The 23941-nt window shown below is 67.8% G+C and carries 20 protein-coding genes; 11 read left to right on the top strand and 9 right to left on the bottom strand.

Features of this window, described 5'->3' with window-relative positions:
- Nucleotides 1–77: 77 nt before the first annotated feature.
- Nucleotides 78–1679, bottom strand: a complete 1602-nt coding sequence (locus AB5J62_RS01965) for an ABC-F family ATP-binding cassette domain-containing protein (RefSeq protein ID WP_370950149.1) — start codon at nucleotides 1677–1679, stop codon at nucleotides 78–80.
- 85 nt (nucleotides 1680–1764) lie between these two features.
- Here AB5J62_RS01965 and AB5J62_RS01960 point away from each other — a divergent pair, with 85 nt between their 5' ends.
- Entirely contained in the window at nucleotides 1765–2490 is a 726-nt protein-coding gene (locus AB5J62_RS01960) for a TetR/AcrR family transcriptional regulator C-terminal domain-containing protein (protein ID WP_370946380.1), read from the top strand.
- Here AB5J62_RS01960 and AB5J62_RS01955 read toward each other — a convergent pair.
- Nucleotides 2441–2887, bottom strand: coding sequence for a pyridoxamine 5'-phosphate oxidase family protein (locus AB5J62_RS01955; RefSeq protein WP_370946379.1), 447 nt, complete (start codon nucleotides 2885–2887; stop codon nucleotides 2441–2443). The two genes, AB5J62_RS01960 and AB5J62_RS01955, sit on opposite strands and share 50 nt — an antisense overlap.
- Nucleotides 2888–2975: 88 nt before the next feature.
- Here AB5J62_RS01955 and AB5J62_RS01950 point away from each other — a divergent pair, with 88 nt between their 5' ends.
- Together AB5J62_RS01950 and AB5J62_RS01945 are read left to right on the top strand one after the other, a co-directional pair.
- Nucleotides 2976–3440 (top strand): winged helix-turn-helix transcriptional regulator, encoded by a 465-nt coding sequence (locus AB5J62_RS01950; protein ID WP_370946378.1) that lies wholly within the window; start codon nucleotides 2976–2978, stop codon nucleotides 3438–3440.
- Nucleotides 3441–3674: 234 nt separating this feature from the next.
- Nucleotides 3675–4817: a sialidase family protein gene (locus AB5J62_RS01945; protein ID WP_370946377.1), complete on the top strand. Its 1143-nt coding sequence runs from the start codon at nucleotides 3675–3677 to the stop codon at nucleotides 4815–4817.
- A 71-nt stretch (nucleotides 4818–4888) separates the two neighbouring features.
- Here the strand turns inward: AB5J62_RS01945 and AB5J62_RS01940 are convergent, their stop codons facing one another.
- Nucleotides 4889–5479, bottom strand: coding sequence for a TetR/AcrR family transcriptional regulator (locus AB5J62_RS01940; RefSeq protein WP_370946376.1), 591 nt, complete (start codon nucleotides 5477–5479; stop codon nucleotides 4889–4891).
- A gap of 6 nt (nucleotides 5480–5485) precedes the next feature.
- Entirely contained in the window at nucleotides 5486–6322 is an 837-nt protein-coding gene (locus tag AB5J62_RS01935; protein WP_370946375.1) for an alpha/beta fold hydrolase, read from the bottom strand.
- Between the two features lie 91 nt (nucleotides 6323–6413).
- On the opposite strand from AB5J62_RS01935, the gene rfbA reads away from it, so the two are divergent.
- Nucleotides 6414–7295 carry a glucose-1-phosphate thymidylyltransferase RfbA gene (rfbA, locus tag AB5J62_RS01930; protein WP_370946374.1) on the top strand — a complete coding sequence of 294 codons (882 nt, stop codon included), beginning with the start codon at nucleotides 6414–6416 and terminating at the stop codon, nucleotides 7293–7295.
- Here the strand turns inward: rfbA and AB5J62_RS01925 are convergent.
- The 4 genes from AB5J62_RS01925 to htpX form a co-directional block, all read right to left on the bottom strand.
- A complete protein-coding gene (locus AB5J62_RS01925) occupies nucleotides 7285–8601 on the bottom strand; it encodes an NtaA/DmoA family FMN-dependent monooxygenase (protein WP_370946373.1) in 1317 nt (438 codons plus the stop codon). The genes rfbA and AB5J62_RS01925 overlap by 11 nt on opposite strands.
- Nucleotide 8602: 1 nt before the next feature.
- The gene (locus AB5J62_RS01920) at nucleotides 8603–9622 is read right to left on the bottom strand and encodes an LLM class flavin-dependent oxidoreductase (RefSeq protein ID WP_370946372.1); all 1020 of its coding nucleotides are present in this window, start codon (nucleotides 9620–9622) and stop codon (nucleotides 8603–8605) included.
- Between the two features lie 42 nt (nucleotides 9623–9664).
- Nucleotides 9665–10393, bottom strand: coding sequence for an MIP/aquaporin family protein (locus AB5J62_RS01915; protein ID WP_370946371.1), 729 nt, complete (start codon nucleotides 10391–10393; stop codon nucleotides 9665–9667).
- A gap of 143 nt (nucleotides 10394–10536) precedes the next feature.
- Entirely contained in the window at nucleotides 10537–11397 is an 861-nt protein-coding gene (gene htpX / locus AB5J62_RS01910) for a zinc metalloprotease HtpX (RefSeq protein WP_370946370.1), read from the bottom strand.
- Between the two features lie 159 nt (nucleotides 11398–11556).
- Here htpX and AB5J62_RS01905 point away from each other — a divergent pair, with 159 nt between their 5' ends.
- Both AB5J62_RS01905 and AB5J62_RS01900 read left to right on the top strand, forming a co-directional pair.
- Complete coding sequence (locus tag AB5J62_RS01905) at nucleotides 11557–12498, top strand: YncE family protein (RefSeq protein ID WP_370946369.1); 942 nt, start codon at nucleotides 11557–11559, stop codon at nucleotides 12496–12498.
- Between the two features lie 64 nt (nucleotides 12499–12562).
- On the top strand, nucleotides 12563–13729 hold the full coding sequence (locus AB5J62_RS01900; protein WP_370946368.1) for a BtrH N-terminal domain-containing protein: 1167 nt from the start codon (nucleotides 12563–12565) through the stop codon (nucleotides 13727–13729).
- Here AB5J62_RS01900 and AB5J62_RS01895 read toward each other — a convergent pair.
- Nucleotides 13726–14706: a hypothetical protein gene (locus tag AB5J62_RS01895; RefSeq protein WP_370946367.1), complete on the bottom strand. Its 981-nt coding sequence runs from the start codon at nucleotides 14704–14706 to the stop codon at nucleotides 13726–13728. The genes AB5J62_RS01900 and AB5J62_RS01895 overlap by 4 nt on opposite strands.
- 179 nt (nucleotides 14707–14885) lie before the next feature.
- Here AB5J62_RS01895 and AB5J62_RS01890 point away from each other — a divergent pair, with 179 nt between their 5' ends.
- From AB5J62_RS01890 to AB5J62_RS01870, 5 genes are all read left to right on the top strand, one after another.
- Nucleotides 14886–15938 carry a Gfo/Idh/MocA family protein gene (locus tag AB5J62_RS01890; protein WP_370946366.1) on the top strand — a complete coding sequence of 351 codons (1053 nt, stop codon included), beginning with the start codon at nucleotides 14886–14888 and terminating at the stop codon, nucleotides 15936–15938.
- Nucleotides 15935–16918 carry an SDR family NAD(P)-dependent oxidoreductase gene (locus AB5J62_RS01885; protein WP_370946365.1) on the top strand — a complete coding sequence of 328 codons (984 nt, stop codon included), beginning with the start codon at nucleotides 15935–15937 and terminating at the stop codon, nucleotides 16916–16918. The genes AB5J62_RS01890 and AB5J62_RS01885 overlap by 4 nt, the downstream gene beginning before the upstream one ends.
- A gap of 20 nt (nucleotides 16919–16938) precedes the next feature.
- The gene (locus tag AB5J62_RS01880; protein ID WP_370946364.1) at nucleotides 16939–18447 is read left to right on the top strand and encodes an MBL fold metallo-hydrolase; all 1509 of its coding nucleotides are present in this window, start codon (nucleotides 16939–16941) and stop codon (nucleotides 18445–18447) included.
- A gap of 298 nt (nucleotides 18448–18745) precedes the next feature.
- Nucleotides 18746–22768, top strand: a complete 4023-nt coding sequence (locus tag AB5J62_RS01875) for a DUF4082 domain-containing protein (RefSeq protein ID WP_370946363.1) — start codon at nucleotides 18746–18748, stop codon at nucleotides 22766–22768.
- The gene (locus AB5J62_RS01870; RefSeq protein ID WP_370946362.1) at nucleotides 22765–23928 is read left to right on the top strand and encodes a glycosyltransferase; all 1164 of its coding nucleotides are present in this window, start codon (nucleotides 22765–22767) and stop codon (nucleotides 23926–23928) included. Before AB5J62_RS01875 ends, AB5J62_RS01870 begins: the two co-directional genes overlap by 4 nt.
- Nucleotides 23929–23941: the final 13 nt, after the last annotated feature.

The raw sequence follows: 23941 nt of genomic DNA, 5'->3' as shown, positions 1-23941 counted from the left end.
GCACGCCAATGGACGACACGCGTGCATGGACGGACGACGCGCGTGCGCCGATGGACGACGCGGCGTGTGGGGTTTTGTCAGGGCGAGGTGGACTCCTTGAGGTGGCCGTCGAGGGTGAGGTGGCGGGTCAGGCCTAAGTCGCGCAGGAAGGCCTGGTCGTGGCTGACCACCAGCAAGGCGCCTCGGTAGGACGCGAGGGCTTGGGTGAGCTGGCGGACGCTGGCCAGGTCGAGGTTGTTGGTCGGCTCGTCGAGCAGGAGTAGCTGGGGTGCGGGCTCGGCGAGGAGCAGGGCCGCGAGGGTGGCTCGGAAACGCTCGCCGCCGGACAGGGTCGAGGCCGGTTGGTCGGCGCGGTGGCCGCGGAAGAGGAAGCGGGCCAGGTGGGCTCGGATCTTGTTGTCGGTCGCGTTCGGGGCGTAGGCGGCGATGTTCTGGGTGACCGTCAGCGCGTTGTCGAGTAGGTCCAAGCGCTGCGGGAGGTAGCGCAGGGGCACCGAAACGGACAGGTCGCCGGACAGTGGTGCCAGTTCGCCTGCGATGGTGCGGAGGAGGGTGCTCTTGCCTGCTCCGTTGCGGCCGGTCAGTGCGATGCGCTCGGGGCCGCGGATCTCGAAGGTCGCGTGAGCTCCGTAGCGGAGTTCGACCGAGGAGAGCTTGAGGACGCCGCGGCCCGGCGGGACCGTGGTTTCGGGGAGTTCGATGCGGATTTCGGTGTCTTCGCGGACTGCTTCTTCGGCCTCGGCCAAGCGTTCTTTGGCTTGCTCGAGCTTGTCTTGGTGCATGTTCCGGTACTTGCCTGCCGACACCTGGGCTTGGCGTTTGCGGGCCATCATGATGACCTTGGGTTCGCGTTTGGTGTCGAACTTGTGCTGGCCGAAGCGGGCACCTCTGTCGAGTTTGATCCTGGCTTCGGCCAGCTCGCGGTGCTGGCGGCGGACGTCGGACTCGGCCGCGCGGACCATGCGCTCCGCCGCTTGCTGCTCCACCGCCAATGCTTCTTGGTACTCGGTGAGGTTGCCGCCGTACCAACGGACTTCGCCCGCGCGGAGGTCGCCGATCTGGTCGACCTGGTCGAGTAGCTCGCGGTCGTGGCTGACGATGACCATGGCCGCGTTCCACGACGCGACCGCCTCGTAGAACCTGCGGCGGGCCGGGAGGTCGAGGTTGTTGGTCGGCTCGTCGAGCAGGAGGACGTCCGGGTGGCGCAGGAACTGCGCCGCCATGGACAACAACACGGACTCGCCGCCGGAGAGCTCGCCGATGCGGCGGTCGAGCGTCACGTGGTCGAGGCCGAGGCGGTCAAGGGTGACGCGGGCGCGCTCTTCGACGTCCCAGTCCTCGCCGATCGCGGTGAAGTTGGACTCGCTCGCGTCGCCGGACTCGATCGCCCGCAATGCCGCCCTGACCGGCGCGATCCCGAGTGCCTGGTCGACGCGGACGTGTGCGGCGAGCGCGACGTTCTGGGGCAGGTAGCCCAGGTCGCCGGAGACCTTGATCGAGCCGGTGCCCGGCGTGAGCCGTCCGGCGATCAGGCGCAGGAGGGTGGATTTGCCCGAGCCGTTGACGCCGATCAAGCCCGTGCGGCCGGTGCCGATGGCCAGCGACAGGTCGTCGAACACGGGTGTGCCGTCCGGCCAGGCGAAGGACAGGCCGGCGCAGACGATGGAGATGTTCGGCATGGACATGGGGACCCCCTCTTGTTCTTCTACACTGTATAGGAATCTTGTACGATGTAGAAGAGATTTTCGGGAGAGGGTGGATGGCATGGTCGGCAGCGTGTGGCTCACCTCGGGGAAGGGCCGCAAGTCACGGGAGAGCGGGCTCGACCGGGACACGATCGTCGCGGCGGCGGTTCGCCTGCTCGACGCGCAGGGCGATGTCTCGATGCGAGCGCTGGCAGGCGAGCTGAATGTCACGCCGATGTCGATGTACTGGTACGTCGCCAACAAGAGCGACCTGCTGGAGTTCGCGCTCGACGCGGTGGCAGGCGAGATCGAGCTGCCCGAGGCCGATGACGACTGGCAGGTCGAGTTGCGGGCGCTCGCGCAGGCTTGGCGGCGCACCATGGTCGGGCATCCGTGGGCGATCCGTCACTACGGTGACTACCTGAACATCGGGCCGAAGAGCATGCGCTTCACCCGGCATGCGCAGGCTGTCGTCGGCCGGTCGCCGCTTTCGCAGGCCGACCAGGCCGCCGCGCTGTCAGCCGTCTTCCAGTACGTCTACGGATTCGCGATGAACGAGTCGCGGTGGCTGGAGTACGGCCGGAAGACGGGCCGGACGGTCGACGAGTTCGTCGATGACGTGGCGAAGAGTGTCGCCGAGGTTCCGTGGGTGAGCGTGAAAAGTGGTGTGGTGGACCAGAAAAACCGCCAGAGCATCGCCGAGCAGCGCGACCGGGACTTCGACCGCGCGCTCGACTGGCTGCTCGCGGGCATGGTCACTCCGAGCCGAAGTCGGCACTCAGCCAGCGATCCGGACGGGCGGTGAACAGTACGAAGGTGCCGGTGGGGTCGGCGGTCTCGCCGTCGGCGAAGCCTTTGGCGTGGTCTTCGGGCAGGTAGCGGCTCGTGATCGCGAAGACGTCTTCGGCGCGCGGCTCGCGGTCGGCATTGACCAGCGAGCATTCGACGGTGACGTACTTGTACGGGAATTCGGCCTGCTGGACGCAGAAGCTCAGCTTGCGCGCGTCTTCCAGTAGCCGGGTCTTGCGGGCGGTCCGGCCCTGCGTTCCGGTGAAGAAGGTGAGCTCGCCGCCGGGTTCGTAGTTGTACCAAACCGGCACCGTCAGCGGCGGGCGGTCGCCGTCGGCCTCGACGCTCAGCACGCCGATGCGGGGCTCGGCAAGGAAGTCTTCGCGTTCGGTGGCGGTGAGCGTGCGGGGCATCTCGGTCTCCTTAGTCAGTTCCTTGAGGGAACCCAAAGCTAGCAGACGTCAGTTCCTTAAGGGAACCCCTTGGGCTAACATTGCTCTCATGCAGCGCACCCAGTTCGGCGAGATGGCCTGCTCGATCGCACGCACGCTCGACGTGATCGGCGAACCCTGGTCGCCGTTGATCCTGCGGGACGTCTTCGTGGGCATCTCGCGCTTCGAGCAGATCCAGCAGGACCTCGGTATCTCGCGCAAGGTGCTGACCGAGCGACTGAAATGGCTGGTCGAGTGCGAGGTGCTCGAGCGGCGGGAGTACTCCAGCCGCCCGCCGCGTCACGAATACGTGCTCACCACCAAGGGCGCCGAGCTGTGCGACCTGCTGCTGACGATGGCGCGCTGGGGTGATCGGTGGACCGCGGGCGAGGCCGGGCCGCCCGTGCTCTTCCGGCACCACGCGTGCGGCGAGGTCAGCCATGTCGAGCCGACCTGTTCGGTCTGCGGCAAGCCGATGCACGCCACCGACGTCGATCCGCTGCCCGGCCCGGGGACGCCACGCCGGGATTCTTGATCAACTCGATGATCACCGCTTCGGGGCGCGCATTGCACCCGAAAGCGGCCTGGAAGTGATCTTCGATTCCGGTTCCGGCGCCCGCGGACCGCGCGGCGACCGGATCGGGCGACAGCGGCTGACCAGTGCGGGGACCGCATCCGGTTACCACGGGTCACCGTGGGGCGAGCACGCGAAAAACCGGCTTGCCGCAGTGGTGTAATCGCGCCGTTTCTCCCGGAAGGAAGGTCCCCCATGAGACGCGGCATCTCGCTGCTGGTTTCGCTGATCGTCGGCGCTTCATTGCTGACGCCGGTGGCGCACGCGCAGGAACGCAAGCAACTCGTTCCCGGCTTCGGCACCTACGCCAGGCTCATCCGGCTCAGTCACTCGCAGGCCGGGCGCAACCGCATCGTCGCGTCGCTCACCACGACCTCGACCGTCGACAACTACACGACGATCATGGAGAGCACCGACGAGGGCGAGTCCTTCCACAAGATCAGCGAGATCCACGACCGCGACGGTGTCGACGGGATGTGCTGCGGGACGCTGTACGAACTGCCGCAGATGGTCGGCAGGCTCCGCGCCGGCACGCTGCTGTGGGCGGCGAGCTATGGGCACAACGGCGGGTTCAACCGCCGCGTCAAGCTGAAGGTCTGGGCCAGCCGGGATTCCGGCCGCACCTGGTCGTTCCTGGCCGAGCCAGCCGGGTCGCACAACACCGACGGCATCTGGGAGCCGGAGTTCACCGTCGACGCGGGCGGCACGCTGTGGCTGCACTACGCCGACGAGAGCGAAGCGCCGCAGTACAGCCAGGTGATGAACCGGGTCTCGTCGACCGACGGGCTCAACTGGGGAACCAAGCAGCGGACGATGGCGATACTGCCGCACCGCGTGCGGCCGGGGATGCCGATCATCCGGAAACTGCCGGACGGCCGCTACTACTTCGCCTACGAGATCTGCAATTACGGCGACCGCTACTGCGATCCGTACTTCAAGATCTCGGCCGACGGCGCCAACTGGGGCGACCCGGCCGATCCCGGCACCAGGGTGCAGACCGCCGACGGCAACCACTTCCAGCACGCGCAGACGATCACCCTGTTCCCCGGCGGGGTGAACGGCACCCGCATCGTGATGGTCGGGCAGATCTACGTCAACGCCGCCGGTGAGCCGCTGCCCGGCAACGGCGCGACGCTGCTGGCGAACGACAACTTCGGCGCCGGGCCGTGGTACGAGATCGCCGCGCCGCTCAAGATCAGCGGGGTCTACAACAACTACTGCCCCAACTACAGCTCGACGCTGCTGCCCGTGGACAACGGCAAGAACATCCTCGAAATCGGCAGCGAGTACAACAGCGAAGGCACCTGCACGGCCTACTTCGCGAAGGGCCCCGCCTAGGGCTCGCCGGGATAAAGCCCGCTTTACTCCCGGGGATTTAGCGGGCTTTATCCCGGGGAGTAAAGCCCGCTTTATCCCGGGGTCAGGCCGCGGAACCAGGCCATGAGTGCGAGTTCCGAGGCCGCGCGGGTGGCGGCGGGGTCTTCCGAGTTGGCGATGAGGAGTGCGGCCTCGGTCACCGCGCTGAGCACGAGCTGGGCGAGCACGTCGACCGGGAGCGCGGGCAGTGACCCGGCCTCGACCGCGCCGGACAGGACGTCGGTGACCAGGCCCAGGCCGTGTTCGGCCTCGATCGCGCGCCACTCGGTCCAGCCGAGCACGGCAGGCGCGTCGGTGAGCGAGATCCGGCGGACCTCCTCGCGGCCGCACGCGTCCAGGAAGGCGCCGAGCGCGATCGCCATGCCGCTCGCGAGGTCGGGCGCGCCTGCCATGGCCGCGTCGACCTCGGCCGTGACCTCGCGCTCGACCTCCTCGAAGACCGCGCGGAACAGGCCCTGCTTGTCGCCGTAGTGGTGATAGAGCGCGCCGCGGGACACGCCTGCCGCGCGCACGATCTCGTCGGCGGGCACGGCCGCGTAGCCGCGCGCGGCGAACAGCTCACGCGCGGCGGACACCAAGGCCGCCTTGGTGCTGTTCGACCGGTCTTCCTGGGTTCGTCGCATCGGCTCCTAATCTGCCATGAACGAGACCAGGTGCTTCACCAAGGCCGCCGGCTGGTCCTGCGGCACGAACGTCCACGAGTCCTCGATCTCGACGACGCGCGCGTCCGGCAGCAGCTCGGCGAGCCGGTACGCGGACGCCAGCTTGAAGACGCGGTCCTCGCGCGCCCACGCGAGCAGCACCGGCTTGCGGAACCGCGGGAACTCGCGTGCGGCCGCGAGCGTGTGCCGCCGGTGCACGCCGCGCAGCAGCTTGCCGAGGTCACGCCTGATCAGCCGGTTTTCGCGGGATGGGCGGAGGAAGCCGTCCACGACGTCGGCGGGCAGCGGCCGTTTCGCGACCCAGCCGAACGCGATCGGCAGCCGTTGGACCGCTTTGAACCGCACGGCCTGCGTGAGCAGCCACATGCTGCCCGGCACCCTCGCGAGCCGGGGCAGCGCGCTGAACAGCGGCGGGAAGAACTCCTCGAACGTGTCGGACGGGGTGAGCACGACGCGCCCGACGCGCTCGGGATGGTTCGCCATCAGGATCTGCGTGATCGCTCCCCCGGTGTCGTTCGCGACGACCGTGACCTCGCGCAGGTCCAGCTCCGTCAGGAATTCCGCGATCAGCTTCGCCACGCCGGGCGGCGTCAGGTCGGCGTCCGCGTTCATCGGGAGCCGATGCGCGCCGAGCGGCCAATCCGGGGCCAGGCACCGGAAACCGGCGGCCACGACGTCCGGGATCACCGCGCGCCACAGCCCGGAGTCGACCAGCAGGCCGTGCACGAACACGACCGGCGGCCCCTCCCCCTCGTCCCGATAGCGCAAGGAGCCCTGACTCAGGCGGATCTCTTGGTTCGTCATACCGGCCATGGTTACATACAAACAGTATGTATGTAAATGAGACCCGGTAGGGTGAACGCGCCAAGGGGATGTCGCAACGAAGGAGTCATCGATGAAGGGGATCGTTCTGGCCGGGGGCAGCGGGACGCGCCTTCATCCGATCACCCAGGCGATCTCGAAGCAGCTGCTGCCGGTCTACGACAAGCCGATGATCTATTACCCGATCTCGGTGCTGATGTTCGCGGGCATCCGCGAGATCCTGATCATCTCGACCCCGGCCGACCTGCCGAACTTCGAGAAGCTGCTCGGCGACGGCAGCCAGTTCGGCCTCGAACTCTCCTACGCCGAGCAGGCCGCGCCGAACGGGCTGGCCGAGGCGTTCATCATCGGCGCCGACTTCATCGGTGACGACGAGGTCGCGCTCGTGCTGGGCGACAACATCTTCTACGGCCAGGGTTTCTCGAGCAGGCTGCAGAACGCCGTGTCCACTTTGGACGGCTGCGTGCTGTTCGGCTACCCGGTCAAGGACCCCGAGCGCTACGGCGTCGGCGAGGTCGACGCGGACGGCAAGCTGCTCTCCATCGAGGAGAAGCCCGCGAAGCCGCGCTCCAACAAGGCGATCACCGGCCTGTACTTCTACGACAACCAGGTCGTCGACATCGCGCGCGACCTCAAGCCGTCACCCCGTGGCGAGCTTGAGATCACCGACGTCAACATGACCTACCTGAAGGAAGGCCGCGCCGCGCTGGTCGACCTCGGCCGCGGTTTCGCCTGGCTCGACACCGGCACGCACGACTCGCTGCTGGAGGCGGGCACCTTCGTGCAGGTGCTCGAACACCGCACCGGCGTGCGCATCGCGTGTCTTGAAGAAGTCGCGCTGCGCATGGGTTTCATCGACGCCGACCAGTGCTTCGCGCTCGGCAGCAAGCTCGCGAAGTCGGGCTATGGCGAATACCTGATGAACGTCGCGCGTACCGCCGGAGCTACTGGCTGAACAGATGCTCGCGCAGGGTGTTCCCGGTGTAGTCGGCCCGGAAGACGCCTAGCTCCTGCAGGTGCGGGACGACCTTGTCGGCGAACTCGTCGAGCCCGCCCGGTGTCAGGTGCGGGACCAGCACGAAGCCGTCGGCCGCGTCGGACTGCACGTAGTCGTTGACGGTGTGCGCGACCTGCTGCGGCGTGCCGATGAACTGCTGGCGCGTCGTGGCCTCGATGACGAGCTCGCGGATGGAGAGCTTCTTCTCCTCCGCGAGCGCACGCCACTTGCGTGCGGTCTCCAGGTTGTCCTTGTCGTGCTGGACGCGGCCCCAGGTCAGCGGCTCGGCGTCGGGATCGGGGTCGACCTCGGGCAGCGGCCCGTCGGCGTCGTATTCGCTGAGGTCGCGGCGCCAGACCTGTTCGAGGAACTGGATCGCGGTCGCCGGGCGGACCTGCTGGTAGCGGATCTCGCGGGCGTACTCGTGCGCCTCCTCCTCGGTGTCGCCGAGCACGAAGGTCGCGGCGGGCATGATCAGCAGGTCTTCGTACGAGCGTCCGTACGCGGCGAGGCGACGCTTGACGTCGGTGAAGAATGCCTGACCGTCTTCGAGCGTGCCGTGTCGCGAGAAGATGACGTCGGCGGATTTGGCCGCGAACTCACGCCCCTCGTCGGAATCGCCCGCCTGGATGACGATCGGCTGCCCCTGCGGCGTACGCGGCAACGTGAACTCGCCCTCGATGTCGAATTGCGGTCCACTGTGGACAAAACGGCCGACCTCGCGCACGAAGACGCCCTGCTTCTTGTCCCCGACGAACGCGTCCGGCGCCCAGCTGTCCCACAGCTCACGGACGGTGGTCAGGAACTCCTCCGCGCGCTGATAGCGGTCCTCGCGCTTGAGAAAGCCGCCGCGGCGGAAGTTCTGGCCGGTGAACGCGTCCGGCGAGGTCACCACGTTCCACGCGGCACGACCACCGGACAGGTGGTCCAAAGTGGACACCTGGCGGGCGACCTCGTACGGCTCGTTGAACGTCGACGACAGCGTGCCCGCGAGCCCGAGCCTGCTGGTGACCGCGGACAGCGCGGCGAGCACCGTCGTGGTGTTGGGCCTGCCGACCACGTCGGAGTCGAGGATCTTGCCCGCGTGTTCACGCAGGCGCAGGCCCTCGGCGAGGAAGATGAAGTCGAACTTGCCACGCTCGGCGGTACGGGCCATGTGCTCGAAGGACGCGAAGTCGATCTGGCTGCCGGAGCGTGGATCGCTCCAGACGGTGGTGTTGTTGACCCCGGGGAAGTGCGCGGCGAGCTTGATCTGCTTGGGCATCTCAGACTCCCTGGTACTGGTTCGCGGGCTTGGCGAGGCCGAGGTGTTCGCGCAGCGTGGTGCCGGTGTAGTCCTCACGGATGAGACCCGCGCGCCGCAGCTCGGGAACGGTCTCGTTCGCGAACAGCTCCAAGTCGTCCGGCAGCACGGCGGGCCGGATCAGGAAGCCGTCGACGCCGGTCGACCACACACGCAGCGCGGCCGCGAGAGCTGCTGGAGTGCCGACGAAGTCACGGCCAGGTGGCCGAAACTCGTTGCCATACAAGGAATCGAGCTGCCGTCGACGGTCGAGTGCGTGCTGTTCGGTCTCCCCTAGCAGCACGGAGACGATCGCGAGTGTCTTTCCTTCGATGAGCAGGTCGTGGTCTTCGCCGTAGGTCGCGACCACGGGGTGTCCCTGTGGCGGGCGCGGCGTGATCGACGGGCCCTTCACACTGAAGAAGGTGCCTTCGAAGTCGACGTAGTGCAGCTTGTCGCGGTCGATGAACCGGCCGGTCGGCTCGTCGCGGACGATCGCGTCGTCCTCCCAGCTGTCCCAAAGCCGGGTGACGACGTCGATGACCTCGGTGTTCTCGACCCGTGCTTCCGACGCCGACGGCAGCGTGCGCCTGCCGAAGTGCCTGACCTCGGCCTCGGTGCGAGACGGAACCGCGAGCACGCCGGCGCGGCCACGGCTGACGTGGTCGAGCGTGGCGACCGCGGTCGAGACGTGGAACGGCTCGATGTGCGTGGTCGTGACCGTCGGCACGAGGCCGATCGAGTGCGTGACCGGGCCGAGCGCGGCGAGGGTGAGCAGCGCGTCCAACCGGCCACGGACGACGGACGACTCGCCCGGCTGAACACCGAGCGAGTCGTCCAGGGTGACGAAGTCCAGCTTCGCGGACTCGGCAAGCCCCGCGGCAGCTAAGTAGGGGCCGACGGTGAAGAGCGCGGCGGGCTCGACACCGGAGGCCCGCCAGGCGGCCGGGTGGTACCCGGCGCCGTCGATCGCCACACCGAAATGGAGTTCCGAGGAAGCCATGACCCCAGTGAACTCCCGTTTTCGGCGGGCGGGCCCTGGTTCTCAGACCATGGGAGCCGGGAATACTTCGGGTTCCTCGACGGTTGCCGCCGAGCCGACACGGTCGGCGACGAACGCCGCGACGAGCCCGCCGACGATCGGGGCGATCAGGTAAACCAGCAGCTGACCCCAGGCGACCGAGCCGCCGGCGAGCGAGAGCACCGCGTCAGGGCCGAAGGTGCGGGCGAAGTTCACCGAAGCGCCGCTGGCCGGGCCGAACGCCATGATCTGGGTGGCCAGCGCGAGGCCGATGCCGAGTCCGAACAGGCCTTTCGGCGCCGTCGGCGCGACGGCGAGCGCGAAGACGGCGGTGACCAGGATCGCCGCGCCGAGCGCCTCAGCGACGAGCGCGTGCCCGAAGTTGCCGCTGTAGGTGGTCGCGCCGAGCCCTGCGTCGATCGCGGTGCCGCCATAAGAAGCGAAAACAAGCGATGCGCCGAGCACACCACCCGCTATTTGGGCGACGACATAACCGGGCACCTCACGCCAAGGGAATCTGCCACGGGATGCCAATGCGATGGTGACCGTGGGATTGCAATGCGCGCCGGAAACGGAACCGAAGGCGTAAATCGCGACGGCCAGCGCCAAACCGTGCGCCAGCGCGACTGTCAATAGTCCTGGGCCGCCGGTCTTCGCCACGCTGACGGCCACCGCCGCGCCGATACCGAAGCCACACAAGAGGGTCGTGCCTGCCAGTTCCGCGGCCATCCGCCGGATGAGACTGTAGTCCATGAAACCTAGGTTCCGGTCGGCGTCGTACGCGGGACACCGCCGATCGAGCGGCGGCCGCTACGCCATCCGTGACCGTGTTTTCGCTGGTCGGGACCTTCTTCGTGGCGGTGAACCAAACCGCTTCGGCAGCCGTGAAAGAAGGGTCAGCTCTGGCGGCGCGCCATTTCCTCGAGGCGGCGGATGCGCTCGGCCATCGGCGGATGGGTGGCGAACATCCGCGAAAGCGACTCGCCGGGGCGGAACGGGTTCGCGATCATCAAATGCGACTGCGAGATCAACGCGGGCTCGGCGACCAAAGGCGCCGCGCGGGTGCCCAGCTCCAATTTACGGAGCGCGGACGCGAGGCCGAGTGGATCGCCGGTGAGTTCGGCGCCGGACGCGTCGGCCTGATATTCACGCGAACGACTGACCCCCATTTTGATGATTCCGGCGGCGATCGGCCCGACCAGCACGAGCAGGATCGCGACGAACGGATTGTCGCCGTCGCGGTTGCCACTGAACAGGCCGGTGAACATCGCGATGTTGGCGATGACACTGATCACGCTGGCCATCGCGCCGGCGATGCAGGAGATCAGGATGTCGCGGTTGTAGACGTGGGACAGCTCGTGCCCGAGCACGGCACGCAGCTCGCGCTCGTCGAGCAGGTCGAGTATCCCGCTGGTGCAGCAGACCGCGGCGTGGCGAGGGTCGCGGCCGGTCGCGAAGGCGTTCGGCGCCTGCGTGGGGCTGATGTAGAGGCGGGGCATGGGCTGGCGGGCCGTGGTCGCGAGCTCGCGGACGATCCGGTACATCGCGGGCTGCTCGGCCTCGGAAACCGGCCTGGCGTGCATGGCGCGCAGTGCCAGCTTGGCCGAGCTGAAGTACGCGAAGGCGTTGAAGCCCAGCGCGACGATCAGGCCGATGACCAGCGCGCCACGGCCGAACAGCGAGCTGACGCCGATGATCATCGCGCTCAGCACGCCGAGCAGGAGCACGGTCTTGAGTCCGTTCTGATGCTTGTGCACTCTCGGCCGCTCCTCTCCCGCGATCCGTGGGTTACCCACCGGAAACAACGCGATCGGGGGATCTGAAGTTCCTTCACCTGCTGCCGCGCGAGGTCCGGGGTTAGGGTCCAACGGTGACGATCCGCAATCAGTGAACCACCGACCACAGGTGAGGCGTCGATGCTCCGGATGTTCGCCGCGGTGCTCGCGAGTACCGCGCTACTGGCCGCGCCTGCCCAGGCGTCACAGGTCATCAGCATCGACGTGGGTGGCGAGCCGACTTCGATCGCGGTCAACCCGGCCACCGGGCTCGCGTACGTGAGCGATCCGTCGACCGGCGCGATCACGGTGATCGACTCACGCAGCGCGACCGTCTCGGCGATCATCCCGATCGGCGGCACCCCGGCGGGCATCGCCGTGGACAGCACGACCAACCGCGTCTACGTCGCGAACCCGGCCAACGGGACGGTCGCCGTGGTCGACGGCGGCAACAACGTCGTGGTCAGCACGATCAGCGCGGGTGACGGCGCGGCGTCCGTCGGCGTCGACGAGGCGGCGAACAAGGTGTACGCGGGCAGCAGGACCACCGGCGCGGTCTCGGTGATCGACGGGGTCAGCGCCACCCAGCTCACCCAGGTGCCCGGCCGGGTGAAGTCACTCGCCGGGATCGCCGTCGACTCCGGCCGCAAGCTCGTCTCGTTCGCCAGCCCGACGACCGACGGCGTCGAGGTGTTCGACGCGGTGACCAACACGTTCATCGCCAGCGTGCCGGTCGGCAGCAAACCGGTCGGGGTCGCGGTGCACCGCGCGAGCGGGACGATCTACGTCGCGAACTCCGGCATCCACCACATGTCGCTCGTCGACAGCAACAGCAAGTCCGAGCGCAAGACGATCTTGTTGCGCAGCGAGGCGTCCTCGGTCGCGGTGCACGAGGGCTCCAACACGATCTACACCAACGGCGGCCCGAACGGCATCGTCAAGCTCGACGGCCTGTCCGGCGCGCTCGCGGGCGAACTGCCGCTCGGCATCAACCCGGGCGACATCGCCGTCGACCAGAAGACGAAGTGGGTCTACGTAAGCGATCCGCTGCACGGCCGAGTCTCGCTGATCAAGGATTTCTGACCCGAGGACCAATCGGCGAAAACGCTCACGAATCCCTGACATCGGCGTGGCAAAATGTCTGGGTATGGAGAGCGAGTACCGGCTCAGAGGTGGCAGGCAGGCCGATGTCGCCGCAGTGGCGAACGTGCTGGCCGCGCGGGGTGACGAGGTCAGCGAGGCGCTGGTGTTCGCGGCGTCCGGCGGGATCGGGGCCGGGTACATCCTGTTCGAGTTCGCGCGGGAGGTGGACGCGACGCTGGTCGTCGCGTTCCGGAACCAGTGGCAGTATCCACGTGCCTGGCTTGAGTCTACTTTGGACAGGCTGGGGCTCAAGGCCGAGATCCACACGACCGGCGGGAAACGTGGTGCGGCGAAACGGCTTTCGGCCGCGCTGAAGGACAACGAGCCGGTCATCGTGCTGCCCGATCAGCAGAGTCTCGGGTACCGGCACCTGCCGGAGAAGCTCAACGGCCATGGCGGGCACTTCGTGGTCGCGTATGGCGAGGAGGACGGCAAGGTCCTCGTCGACGACCGCAATCTCAAGCCGTTGACCGTCGACCGAGCCAAGTTCGACGCCGCGCGCGCACGCGTCGGGTCGTACAAGAACCTTCTGTTCAGCATCGAGCCGGGGCCGATCGAGGATCTTGAGAAAGCCGTGCACGCGGGCTTGACCGATTGCGCGCAAAGGCTTTCCGGCACTTCGAACTCGTTCGCGTTGCCCACCTGGGATCGCTGGGCCAAGTCGATGACCGATGAACGCGGGCCGAAGGGCTGGCCGACGGTCTTCGCCACCCGGCGCGGACTGGTCGGCACCCTGCTGACGGTCTGGGAAGGCGTCACCACCGCGGGCACGTCCGGCGGGCACTCACGCGACCTCTTCGCCGACTCGCTCGCCGAGGCGGGAACGCTGCTGGACAACGAGGCGCTCGCCGAGCAGGCCGAGCCGTGGCGGGCCATCGCGACGCAGTGGGACGAGCTGGCGGAAGCCGCTTTTCCCAAGCATGTCACCGAGTTCGGCTGGATGCGTGACCTCACCGCCACCGTCTCGAACGGCGTGCGCGGCGGTGACGAGGGCGTCGAGGCGGCCGCCGAGGCCGGTGCCGAGCTGTGGCGGGTGCGTGCGCACTACGACGCAGAGATCCCGTTCACCGATGAACAGGTGAACGGGATCTTGACCGACCTCGGTTCGCGGCTGCGGGAGATCCATGCCGCCGAGGTGACGGCGGTCAAGGACCTCACCGAAGTGCTTTAACGGCGGTGGACCGCCGGCTTCAGGTTCTTCGCGACCACCTTGAGGTTGGCGAAGCTCTGCATGACCGAAGCCGCCATCTTGGCGGCACCGCCGCCACCACCCTGGTAGCAGTTCACCAGCAGCGGGGTGACCACCGTGCAGGTCGTCGTCACCGAATCGTTGGCCGCGTTCGGGTCACGCGAGTCCGATGAGGTGCGCGAGGTCTTGAACTCGAACGGCAGGCCGACCGTCAACAGTCCGAAGGGGACCGAGAAGTTCGCGGTCGAGCTGTCGCCGTTGGCCACGCCGTTGAACGTGCACACGGCCTTGCCCGCGCTGGGAACGCAGGCGCCGCTGGCGTTGGTGGAGAGGCCGAGCGGCAACGTGGTCGTGATCTTGGCGTTACGGATCACGCCGGGGCCGCCGTTGGTGACCTTGACCGCGAAGTCGAAGCGGCCGCTGAGCAGACCGGGGCGCGGGGTGACGTTGACCGAGACGGCCGTGTCGGCGCTCGCGTCGATGGTGATCGTCGGGCCGTTCACCGGTTCCGAGGCGTAGTTGCTGCCGACCAGCTGGCCGCGCAGCGTCTCGGTGAGGTCCGGCGCGTTGTCGGCGACCTTGAAGGTGAACGACGTGACGCCGCCGGTGTGCTGGTCCATCGCCTCGGCGAGGACGAACTTGTACCCGCCGCTGGTCGCGACACAGGAACCGGCGACCGAACCCGAGCAGCCCTGCAGCGAGGCGTAGGTCTGCAGCGCGTCCGGCAGCGTCACCAGCACGGCCGCCGGGTGCAGCACGGTGAAATCGTTGATGTTGTTGATGGTCTCGGTGACCGTGAAGGTGTCGCCGGGGTGAACGGTCGACTGCGAAACGCTGAGCGAGACCTCGGGCAACGGGTCCGCCAGCGCGGGAACTGCGGTGAGCACCGACCCGGCCCCGGTGAGGAGAGCCAAGCCGGCGATGGCGCTGGTGCGCCGGAGGAGGTGCTTCGTCGTCATTGCGGATCCTCGCTTCAGGCGTGGCGTGGGCGGCCGCGGCTAATCATGATTCGCCCATTCGGTGTGGGTCGTTACACCCACCAAGGGCGCGCGCAGTTGGGTGAGTTGTAACAGCGGGCAGTGGCTCTGCGAATCAACGATCGTCGTGGCCGTTCGTGCCCGGGAAAACGGGGATCGTCTTGTCTGCCGCCATCGGGCTTGCCGTAATCGGCGCCGGTTACTGGGGACCCAACCTCGTCCGGAATGCGCAAGCAACTTCCGGACTCAAGCTCGAATATCTGTGTGACCTCGACGCGGAACGCGCGCGCCGGGTGCTCGGTGACTATTCGACCGTGCGGGTCTCGGACTCACTCGAAGAAGTGCTGGCCGATCCCGCGGTGCACGCGGTCGCTATCGCGACGCCCGCCGCCACCCACCTGCCGGTGGCGATGGCCGCGCTCGAAGCGGGCAAGCACGTGCTCGTCGAAAAGCCGTTGGCCGCCAACTACGCGGACGGCCGCAAACTGGTCGAGGCGGCGGATTCCCGTGGCCTGAAGCTGATGCTGGACCACACCTTCTGTTACACCCCGGCCGTGCGGCACCTGGCCGAGATCATCGCCGACGGCGAGCTCGGCACCATCCAGTACCTGGACTCGGTGCGCATCAACCTCGGGCTCGTCCAGCCCGATGTGGACGTGCTGTGGGACCTCGCGCCGCACGACCTGTCGATCTTCGACGCGATCCTGCCGAAGGACGTCCACGTCACCGAGGTGGCCGCGCACGGCTCCGACCCGATCGGCGCCGGAAAGGCCTGTGTGGCGCACCTCACGCTGCGGTTGAGCCATGGTGGCATGGCTCACGTGCACGCGAACTGGCTTTCGCCGACGAAGATCCGGACGATGGTGATCGGCGGATCGGCCAAGACAGTCGTTTGGGACGACCTCAACCCGAGCCAGCGACTGTCCATTTACGACAGAGGCGTCGACAGGTCGCCCGCCGGTGAGCTCACCGAGGAGAAGCGGGCGCGGACGATCGTGTCCTACCGGGTCGGCGACATGGTCGCGCCCGCACTCGGTGAACGCGAGGCACTGCGCGCGGTGATGGCCGAGTTCGCGGAGTCGATCACCCAGGATCGGCGGCCGCTCACCGACGGCCACTCCGGGCTGCGGGTGCTCGCGCTGCTGGAAGCGGCGTCGGAAAGCCTGCGCCGCGGTGGAATCTTCATCAACGTCAAGCAAGAGGAGCGAGTGTGACCGCGGCGCAGCCGATCGAAGGACAGCGATTCCTGGTCACCGGCGGTGCCGGGACCATCGGCTCGGCGGTGGTCGACCAGCTCGCCGCGGCGGGCGCGGCCGAGATCGTGGTGCTGGACAACCTGGTGCGCGGCCGCCGCGAGAACCTCGCCGAGGCCGTCGAAGCGGCGGGTGACAAGGTCCAGCTGGTCGAGGGCGACATCAACGACCCCGGCCTGGTGCACGAGCTGACCGACGGCAAGGACGTCGTCTTCCACCTCGCCGCGCTGCGGATCACCCAGTGCGCCGAGCAGCCGAGGCTGGCGCTCGAGTCCTTGGTGGACGGTTCGTTCACCGTCTACGAGGCCGCCGCGGCCAAGGGCGTCAAGAAGGTCGTGACCTCGTCGACCGCGTCGATCTACGGACTGGCCGAGGTCTTCCCGACCACCGAGCGCCACCACCCGTACAACAACGACACCTTCTACGGCGCCGCCAAGGCGTTCAACGAGGGCATGCTGCGCAGCTTCCACGCCATGTACGGCCTCGACTACGTCGCGCTGCGGTACTTCAACGTCTACGGACCGCGGATGGACGTGCACGGCCTGTACACCGAGGTGCTGATCCGCTGGATGGAGCGCGTCGCGCGCGGCGAGGCCCCGCTGATCTTCGGCGACGGCGCGCAGACCATGGACTTCGTGCACGTGCACGACATCGCGCGGGCGAACCTGCTCGCCGCGCGGGCCGACGTCACCGACACGGTGTACAACATCGCCAGCGCCCAGGAAACCAGCCTGCGTGAGCTCGCGCTCGCGCTGCTCGCCGCGATGGGGTCGGACCTGGAGCCGGAGCACGGCCCGGAGCGCAAGATGGGCGGGGTGACGCGCAGGCTCGCGGACATCTCGGCCGCCGCCCGCGATCTCGGCTGGCAGCCGGAGATCGGGCTCGACGACGGCCTGCGCGGTCTGGTCGAGTGGTGGGCGAAGAGCACCACGAACGCATGAGTGATCGGGGAACACAGAGCATGTCCAGCATCCGCTATCTCGGTCACGCCGGGTTCGTCGTCGAGCACGCGGGCACCAGGCTGCTGATGGACCCGTGGTTCTACCCGGCGTTCCTGCAGTCGTGGTTCCCGTACCCGGACAACCGCGCGCTGCTGCCGGACGTGGTCGGCGGCGGGTTCGACTATCTGTACGTGTCGCACGCGCACGAGGACCACTTCGACGAGAAGCTGCTGGAGCAGCTCCCCCGCGACATCACTGTCTTGGTGGCGAAGTACCGCTCGAAGATCATGGTGAAGCAGTTCAAGGCGCTGGGCTTCGAGAACGTGGTCGCGCTCGACCACAAGGAGTCCTACGAACTCGCCGAAGGCTTCACCGCGACGATCTACCTGGACACCAGTCACAAAGAGGACAGCGGGCTGCTGGTCGACATCGGCGGCTACCGCTTCCTCGACCTCAACGACTGCAACACCCCGATGTCCGAGCTGCCGTCGGAGATCGACCTGCTGGCGGCCCAGTTCTCCGGCGCCATGTGGTACCCGAACTGCTACGACTACCCCGCGCGGGTGATGGCGGAGAAGGTCGCGGGCGTCCGCGACGACCTCATGGACACGCTGTACCGCAAGGTGAAGCTGACCGGCGCCAAGGCGTTCCTGCCGTCGGCGGGCCCGGCCTGCTTCCTCGACCCGGAACTGGCGGCCTACAACGACCGTGACGCCACCATCTTCCCCGTGTGGGACCAGGTGGCCGACGGGTTCACCGCGGCGTGCCCGGAGGCCGAGGTCATCCGGATCGGTCCCGGCGACCACATCCGGATCGAGTCGGGCAAAGCGGTTGCCGATCGCGCTCCGGAGTCCAAACTGGACGAAGACCTCGACGCGTACCGCGAGCGGCGGCGCGACGAGTGGGAGGCGTTCTACGCCGGCGCAGAGCCGCAGGTCACGATGGAAGAGATCGAGAAGTACTTCGGCACCCTGCAGCAGTGGAACAAGCGATTCCTCGGCGACTACAGCAAGGACATCCGGCTCATCGCGGGCACGGACAATTGGGACGTCCGTCTGGGCAAGCTCGCCGAGCACTTCGTCATCGAGGGCGAAGAGCCTTATGACCCCGCTTACACACTCTTGGTGTCACCGAGGGTGCTCAGGCTGATCGTCGACGGTAAGACCGGTTGGGAAGAGGCGCTGCTTTCGATGCGACTCGGCCTGCACCGCGAGCCCGATGTATTCGATCTCACATTCATGGGACTGCTCCGTTACGGAAACCACCCGGCGCAGACCATGCAGATGCTCCGTGAGCGGCAGAACACGGAAACGATCGAGCGCGACGGCCTGCGGATCCAGCGGTTCTGCCCGCACGCCGGCGAGGACCTGACGTTCGCCGAGATCAGCGACGGCAAGATCGAATGCCCCCGCCACCACTGGATTTGGGATGCCCGAACGGGCAGCTGCGTGGACAAGGCGTCGATCGACCTGCGGGTCGAGGTGCTCGATCCGGACTCGCCGGTGCTGGTGCCGCGGAACGTCACCTGATCGGCGGCTGGTGCGGAACAACCCGGCTGTGGGAATTCACAGGTTGACGGCAACGAGAACAATGCGTGAAGGCGCATGTGCGAATTAGTGCGTTACCGAACTGTGGCAGTTGAAAAACCCGCTGGAGCTGGAATTCTGTAACGAGAGTGCGGTCACCGTCGATTTCGCAACCGACCAGATGCGGGAACCGAATACGGTGACTGGAGCAATTGTGATGCTATCGTTCCCATTCCGGCTGCCCGGATTCAGACGCAGCCGGACCGCAAGGGGGACCGCACTCTCCGCGACCATGGGTGTGGTGGCAGGCCTACTGATGGCGATCCCGGCCTCGACTCTGCTGGCGACGCCTGCCGCCGCCGCGCCCTGCACGGCGCCGGTCACCAACAAGGTCGCCTGCGAGAACACGCAGACCGGCACGCCGAACTGGCAGGTCGCCTCGTTCGACGACACCATCCACGGCTTCACCACGGACATCAGCTCGGCGCCGGGTGGCACCGTCACGTTCAAGGTGAACACCAACGCCGTGAACTACCACATCGACATCTTCCGCCTGGGGTACTACAACAACGACGGCGCGCGGCTCGTGCAGACGCTCGCGCGTAACGGTGCGCAGGTGCAGCCCGCCTGCCAGACCGAGGCCGCCACCGGCCTCGTCGACTGCGGCAACTGGGCGCCCTCGGTCACCTGGAACGTGCCGTCCACGGCCGTTTCCGGGCTGTACTACGCCGTTCTGCGCCGTGACGACACCGGCGGCGAGAACGAGATCGCCTTCGTCATCCGTGACGACACCAGCACCTCGAAGATCCTCTTCCAGACCTCGGATTCCACCTGGCAGGCCTATAACGCCTACGGCGGGCAAACCGGGCGGATGCCGAACGGCGGTGTCTACTCAGGACAGGGCGGGAACAGCCTCTACGGCGGCACCGGTCCCGGCGCGCAGGGCGCCGCGTACAAGGTGAGCTACAACCGGCCGCTCTACGGCCAGGGCGACGACAACTACATCTTCAACGCCGAAGTCCCGATGCTGAAGTTCCTCGAGGCCAACGGCTACGACCTCAGCTACACCACGGACACCGACACGGCCAGGCGCGGCAACCTGATCACCAACCACAAGGTGTTCATGGCCGTCGGGCACGACGAGTACTGGTCGAACGAGCAGCGCAACAACGTCGAGGCGGCCCGCGCCGCGGGCGTCAACATGGCCTTCTTCACCGGCAACGAGATCTTCTGGAAGACCCGGTGGGAGCCGAGCATCGGCCAGTCGACGAACGACTGGCGCACGGTGGTCTGCTACAAGGAGACCAAGGCGAGCGCCAAGATCGACCCGAACGCGCAGTGGACGGGCACCTGGCGTGATCCCCGCTTCAGCCCGCCGTCCGACGGCGGCAGGCCGGAGAACTCGCTGCTGGGCCAGATCTTCACCGTCAACGGCCGCCGGACCGACTCGATGAGCGTGCCTGCCGCGTACGGCAAGATGCGGCTCTGGCGCGGCACGTCGCTGGCGAACCTGGCGCCGGGCAACATCTACACGTTCAAGCCGGGCACGCTCGGCTACGAGTGGGACACGGTGGAGGACAACGGCTTCCAGCCGGCCGGTGTCGCCCAGCTCTCCCGCACCACGGTCAACATCAACGACGGCAACTACGTGCTGAAGGACTACGGCGACACCTACGGCACCGGCACGAAGACGCACGCGCTGACCTACTACCGCTACCAGCCCAGCGGCGCGCTGGTGTTCGGCGCGGGCACCGTGCAGTGGGCCTGGGGTCTCGACGACGCGCACGCGTTCGACTGGCAGGTCGAAGCCACCTCCGACATCCGGATCAAGCAGGCGACGATCAACCTGCTGGCGGACATGGGTGTGCAGGCTTCGACGCTGCAGGCCGGGCTGGTGCCCGCGACCGCCAGCCTCGACACGCTCGCGCCCACCGTCGCCATCACGAACGCGCAGGCGACCGCCGTCGGCAGCAACTACACCTTCTCCGGCACCGTCTCCGACAACGGCGGCGGCCAGGTCGCGGGGGTGGAGGTGTCGACGGACAACGGCACCACCTGGCACTCGGCGACGTGGACGGCGGGCACCACGAACTGGAACTACACCTTCGTGCCGGAGACCGCGGGCACCCCGGTGCTCAAGGTCCGCGCGGTCGACGACTCGGCGAACCTGTCGGCCGCCGTGTCCAAGCAGATCACGGTCATCCCGCGCAGCTGCCCGTGCAGCATCTGGACCGACCAGACGGTGCCGGGCACCACGTCGACGGCCGACAACGGCCCGGTCGAGGTCGGGGTGAAGTTCCGCGCCAGCTCCGACGGCTACGTCCGGGGCATCAAGTTCTACAAGGGCGCGAACAACACCGGCGCGCACACCGGTTCACTGTGGACGGCCGGCGGTCAGCTGCTCGGCACCGGCACCTTCGTCGGCGAGACCACGAACGGCTGGCAGACACTCGCGCTGCCGACCTCGGTCCCGGTCACCGCGGGCACCACGTACGTCGCCTCGTACTACGCGCCGACCGGCCATTACGCGTCCGACCTCGCCTACTTCAGGGACAAGGGCGCGACGCTGGATCCGCTCGTCGCGCTCAAGAGCGGCATCGACGGCCCGAACGGCGTGTTCCGCTTCGGCTCACCAGGCTTCCCCACTCAGTCCTATGGGGACACCAACTACTGGGTGGACGTCGTGTGGGCGCTCGATCCCGGCCCGGACACCCGCGCGCCGGTGATGCTGTCGACCTCGCCAGCCTCTGGCGAGAGCTCGATCGGGCTCAGCTCGCCGGTCTCGGTCACCTACGACGAGAACATCGCACCGGGTTCGGTGACGTTCTCGCTGACCTACTCCGGTGGTTCGGAGGCCGGGTCGATCTCGATCGACGGCGGCAAGGTGACGTTCACCCCGAGTTCCACTTTGGACCCGGGCACGACCTATACCGCGACGATGCACGCCGCCGACGCCTCGGGTAACCAGGCGAACACGGTGACCTGGACGTTCAAGACCGGTTCGCCGAGACCGGCGGCCTGTCCGTGCACGATCTGGGACGACTTCACGCATCCGGCGAGCCCGGCCGACCCGTACGACACGGCTCCGGTCGAGGTCGGCACGAAGGTCCGGTTCGACTCCAAGGGCCAGGTGCTCGGCGTCCGCTTCTACAAGGGCGCGGGCAACACCGGCTCGCACACCGGCTCGCTCTGGTCGTCGACCGGGACGAGGCTCGCGACGGGCACGTTCAGCGGTGAGTCCGCGATCGGCTGGCAGACGCTGAACTTCAGCTCGCCGGTCAACGTCAGCGCGAACACGACGTACGTGGTCTCGTACTACGCGCCGAACGGGCATCCGGCCGGTGACAACGGCGGGTTCGACACGGAGAAGTCGTACCAGGCGATCCACGGACTGGCCGACGGCGTCGACGGCGGAAACGGCGTCTACAAGGCGGGCAGTGGCGGCGGGTTCCCGACGTCGACCTACCGCGCCAGCAACTACTGGGTCGACGTGATCTTCCAGAACGGGCTCAACGGCGACACCACGCCGCCGACGATCACGAACCGCACACCGGCTCCGGGCGCCACCGGAACTCCGTTGGCGGGCACGGTCAGCACGACGTTCAGCGAACCGGTCGACCTGACCAGCGCGCAGTTCTCGCTGTCCGATCCCGGCTCGGCGAAGCTATCCGGCTCGCTCGCACTGTCCGCGGACCAGAAGACGGTCACCTGGACGCCGGCGGCCAGGCTGGTGGCGGGCACGACGTACGCGGTGAGCATGAAGATCGCCGACGCGAACGGCAACCCGATGCCGGCGGCCTCGACGTGGACGTTCACCACGGCGGCGACGCAGACCTGTCCTTGCACACTGTTCAGCGCGGCGACGACACCGACGATCCTGTCGGCCGACGAAGCCACCTCGCTCGAACTGGGTGTCCGGTTCAGCTCTTCGGTCGACGGCAATGTCACCGGCGTCAAGTTCTACAAGGGAACGGGCAACACCGGCACGCACACCGGTTCACTGTGGACGGCCGACGGCACGCAGCTGGCCACCGGCACGTTCACCGGTGAGACGGCGTCGGGCTGGCAGACGCTGACGTTCAACGCACCGGTGGCCATCACGGCGGGGCAGAGCTACATCGCCTCGTACACCGCGCCCAACGGGCACTACTCGGCGAACGCGTTTTACTTCGAGCAGACCGGGGTGAGCAGCGCACCGCTGACCGCGCCCGCGACCGGAGGCGGCACGCCGAACGGCGTGTACAAGGTCGGACCGGGCTTCCCGGACTCGACCTACCGAGGCGGCAACTACTGGGTCGACGTCGTGTTCTCGCCGAGCGCATGACGGATGCCGGTACCCCGGGACGGCGACTGGTGGTCGTCGTCTCGGGGGTGACGTGGGACGGGGTCAAGGGCTCCGAACGCCAGCTGGCGGAGGCACTGACCGAGCATTTCGACATCCTGTGGGTCGATCCGCCGGTCTCCCCCGCGACCCCCGACCGTTATCGCGGGGTCGCGGCCTCGGCCGGTCGCCAGTGGCGGCCGGTGCTGCGGGAGGTCACCAGCACGATCGGGCGGCTCACGCCGGTCGCGTTGCCCGGCCTGACCAGGCCGGGCATCCGGTCGACGACCTGGCCGCTGGTGCGTGCCCAGCTGGCCTGGGCACTGCGGCGGCTGCGCAGGCGGCCGCGTGCGGTGCTGGCGTGCTCGCCGCACGACGTGCTCGGCCGCTGGGGATCGTCCACTGTGGACGTCCTGTACGGCACGGACGACTGGGTCGCGGGCGCCGAGCTGATGCGGCTCGACCGGGACCGCGTCGCAGGCGAGGAGCGGAAGTCGTTGCGGCGCGCGGATCTCGTGCTCGCGGTCGGCCCGGAGCTGGCCGCGCGCTGGCGTGGTCTCGGGCCGGAGCCGATGCTGTTCCCCAACGGCTGCGCGCCGGACGCCTACCTCGCCGAGGTCGAGCCCGCCGCGTTGCCGGACGGTTTCCCGACCCCGGTCGCGGGACTGTCCGGCCAGCTGTCCGACCGGATCGACCTCGCGCTGCTGGAGGCCGTCGCGGACACCGGGGTCGGCTTGCTGCTGGTCGGCCCGCGTGACCCCGGCTGGTATCCGGCACGCGTGGATTCCTTGCTGGCCAGGGAAAACGTGCATTACGTCGGCCCTGTGCCGTTCGACGACCTGCTGCCGTATCTCGCCAGGTTCGACGTCGGGCTCACCCCGTACGCGGACTCGGCGTTCAATCGCGCGTCCTTCCCGCTGAAGACGCTCGAGTACCTCGCCGCCGGGAAACCGGTGGTCAGCAGCGAGCTGCCGGCGAGCAGGCGACTCGCGGATGAAACCGACGAGATCCGATTGGCCGACAGTCCCGCGGCGTTCGCCGAGGCGGTGCTCGCGGCGGCCATCCAGGCGCGTGACCCCGCGGCGGTGTCGGTGCGCCGCGGGGTCGCGCGTGCGCACTCGTGGTCGGCGCGCGCGGAAAAGCTCGCCGGGCTGATCGGCTGATGTCTCAGTAACA

Origin of the sequence: Amycolatopsis sp. cg5 (assembly GCF_041346955.1) — a bacterium.
Lineage (GTDB): Bacteria > Actinomycetota > Actinomycetes > Mycobacteriales > Pseudonocardiaceae > Amycolatopsis.
This window is presented reverse-complemented; position numbering and strand designations above follow the sequence as displayed.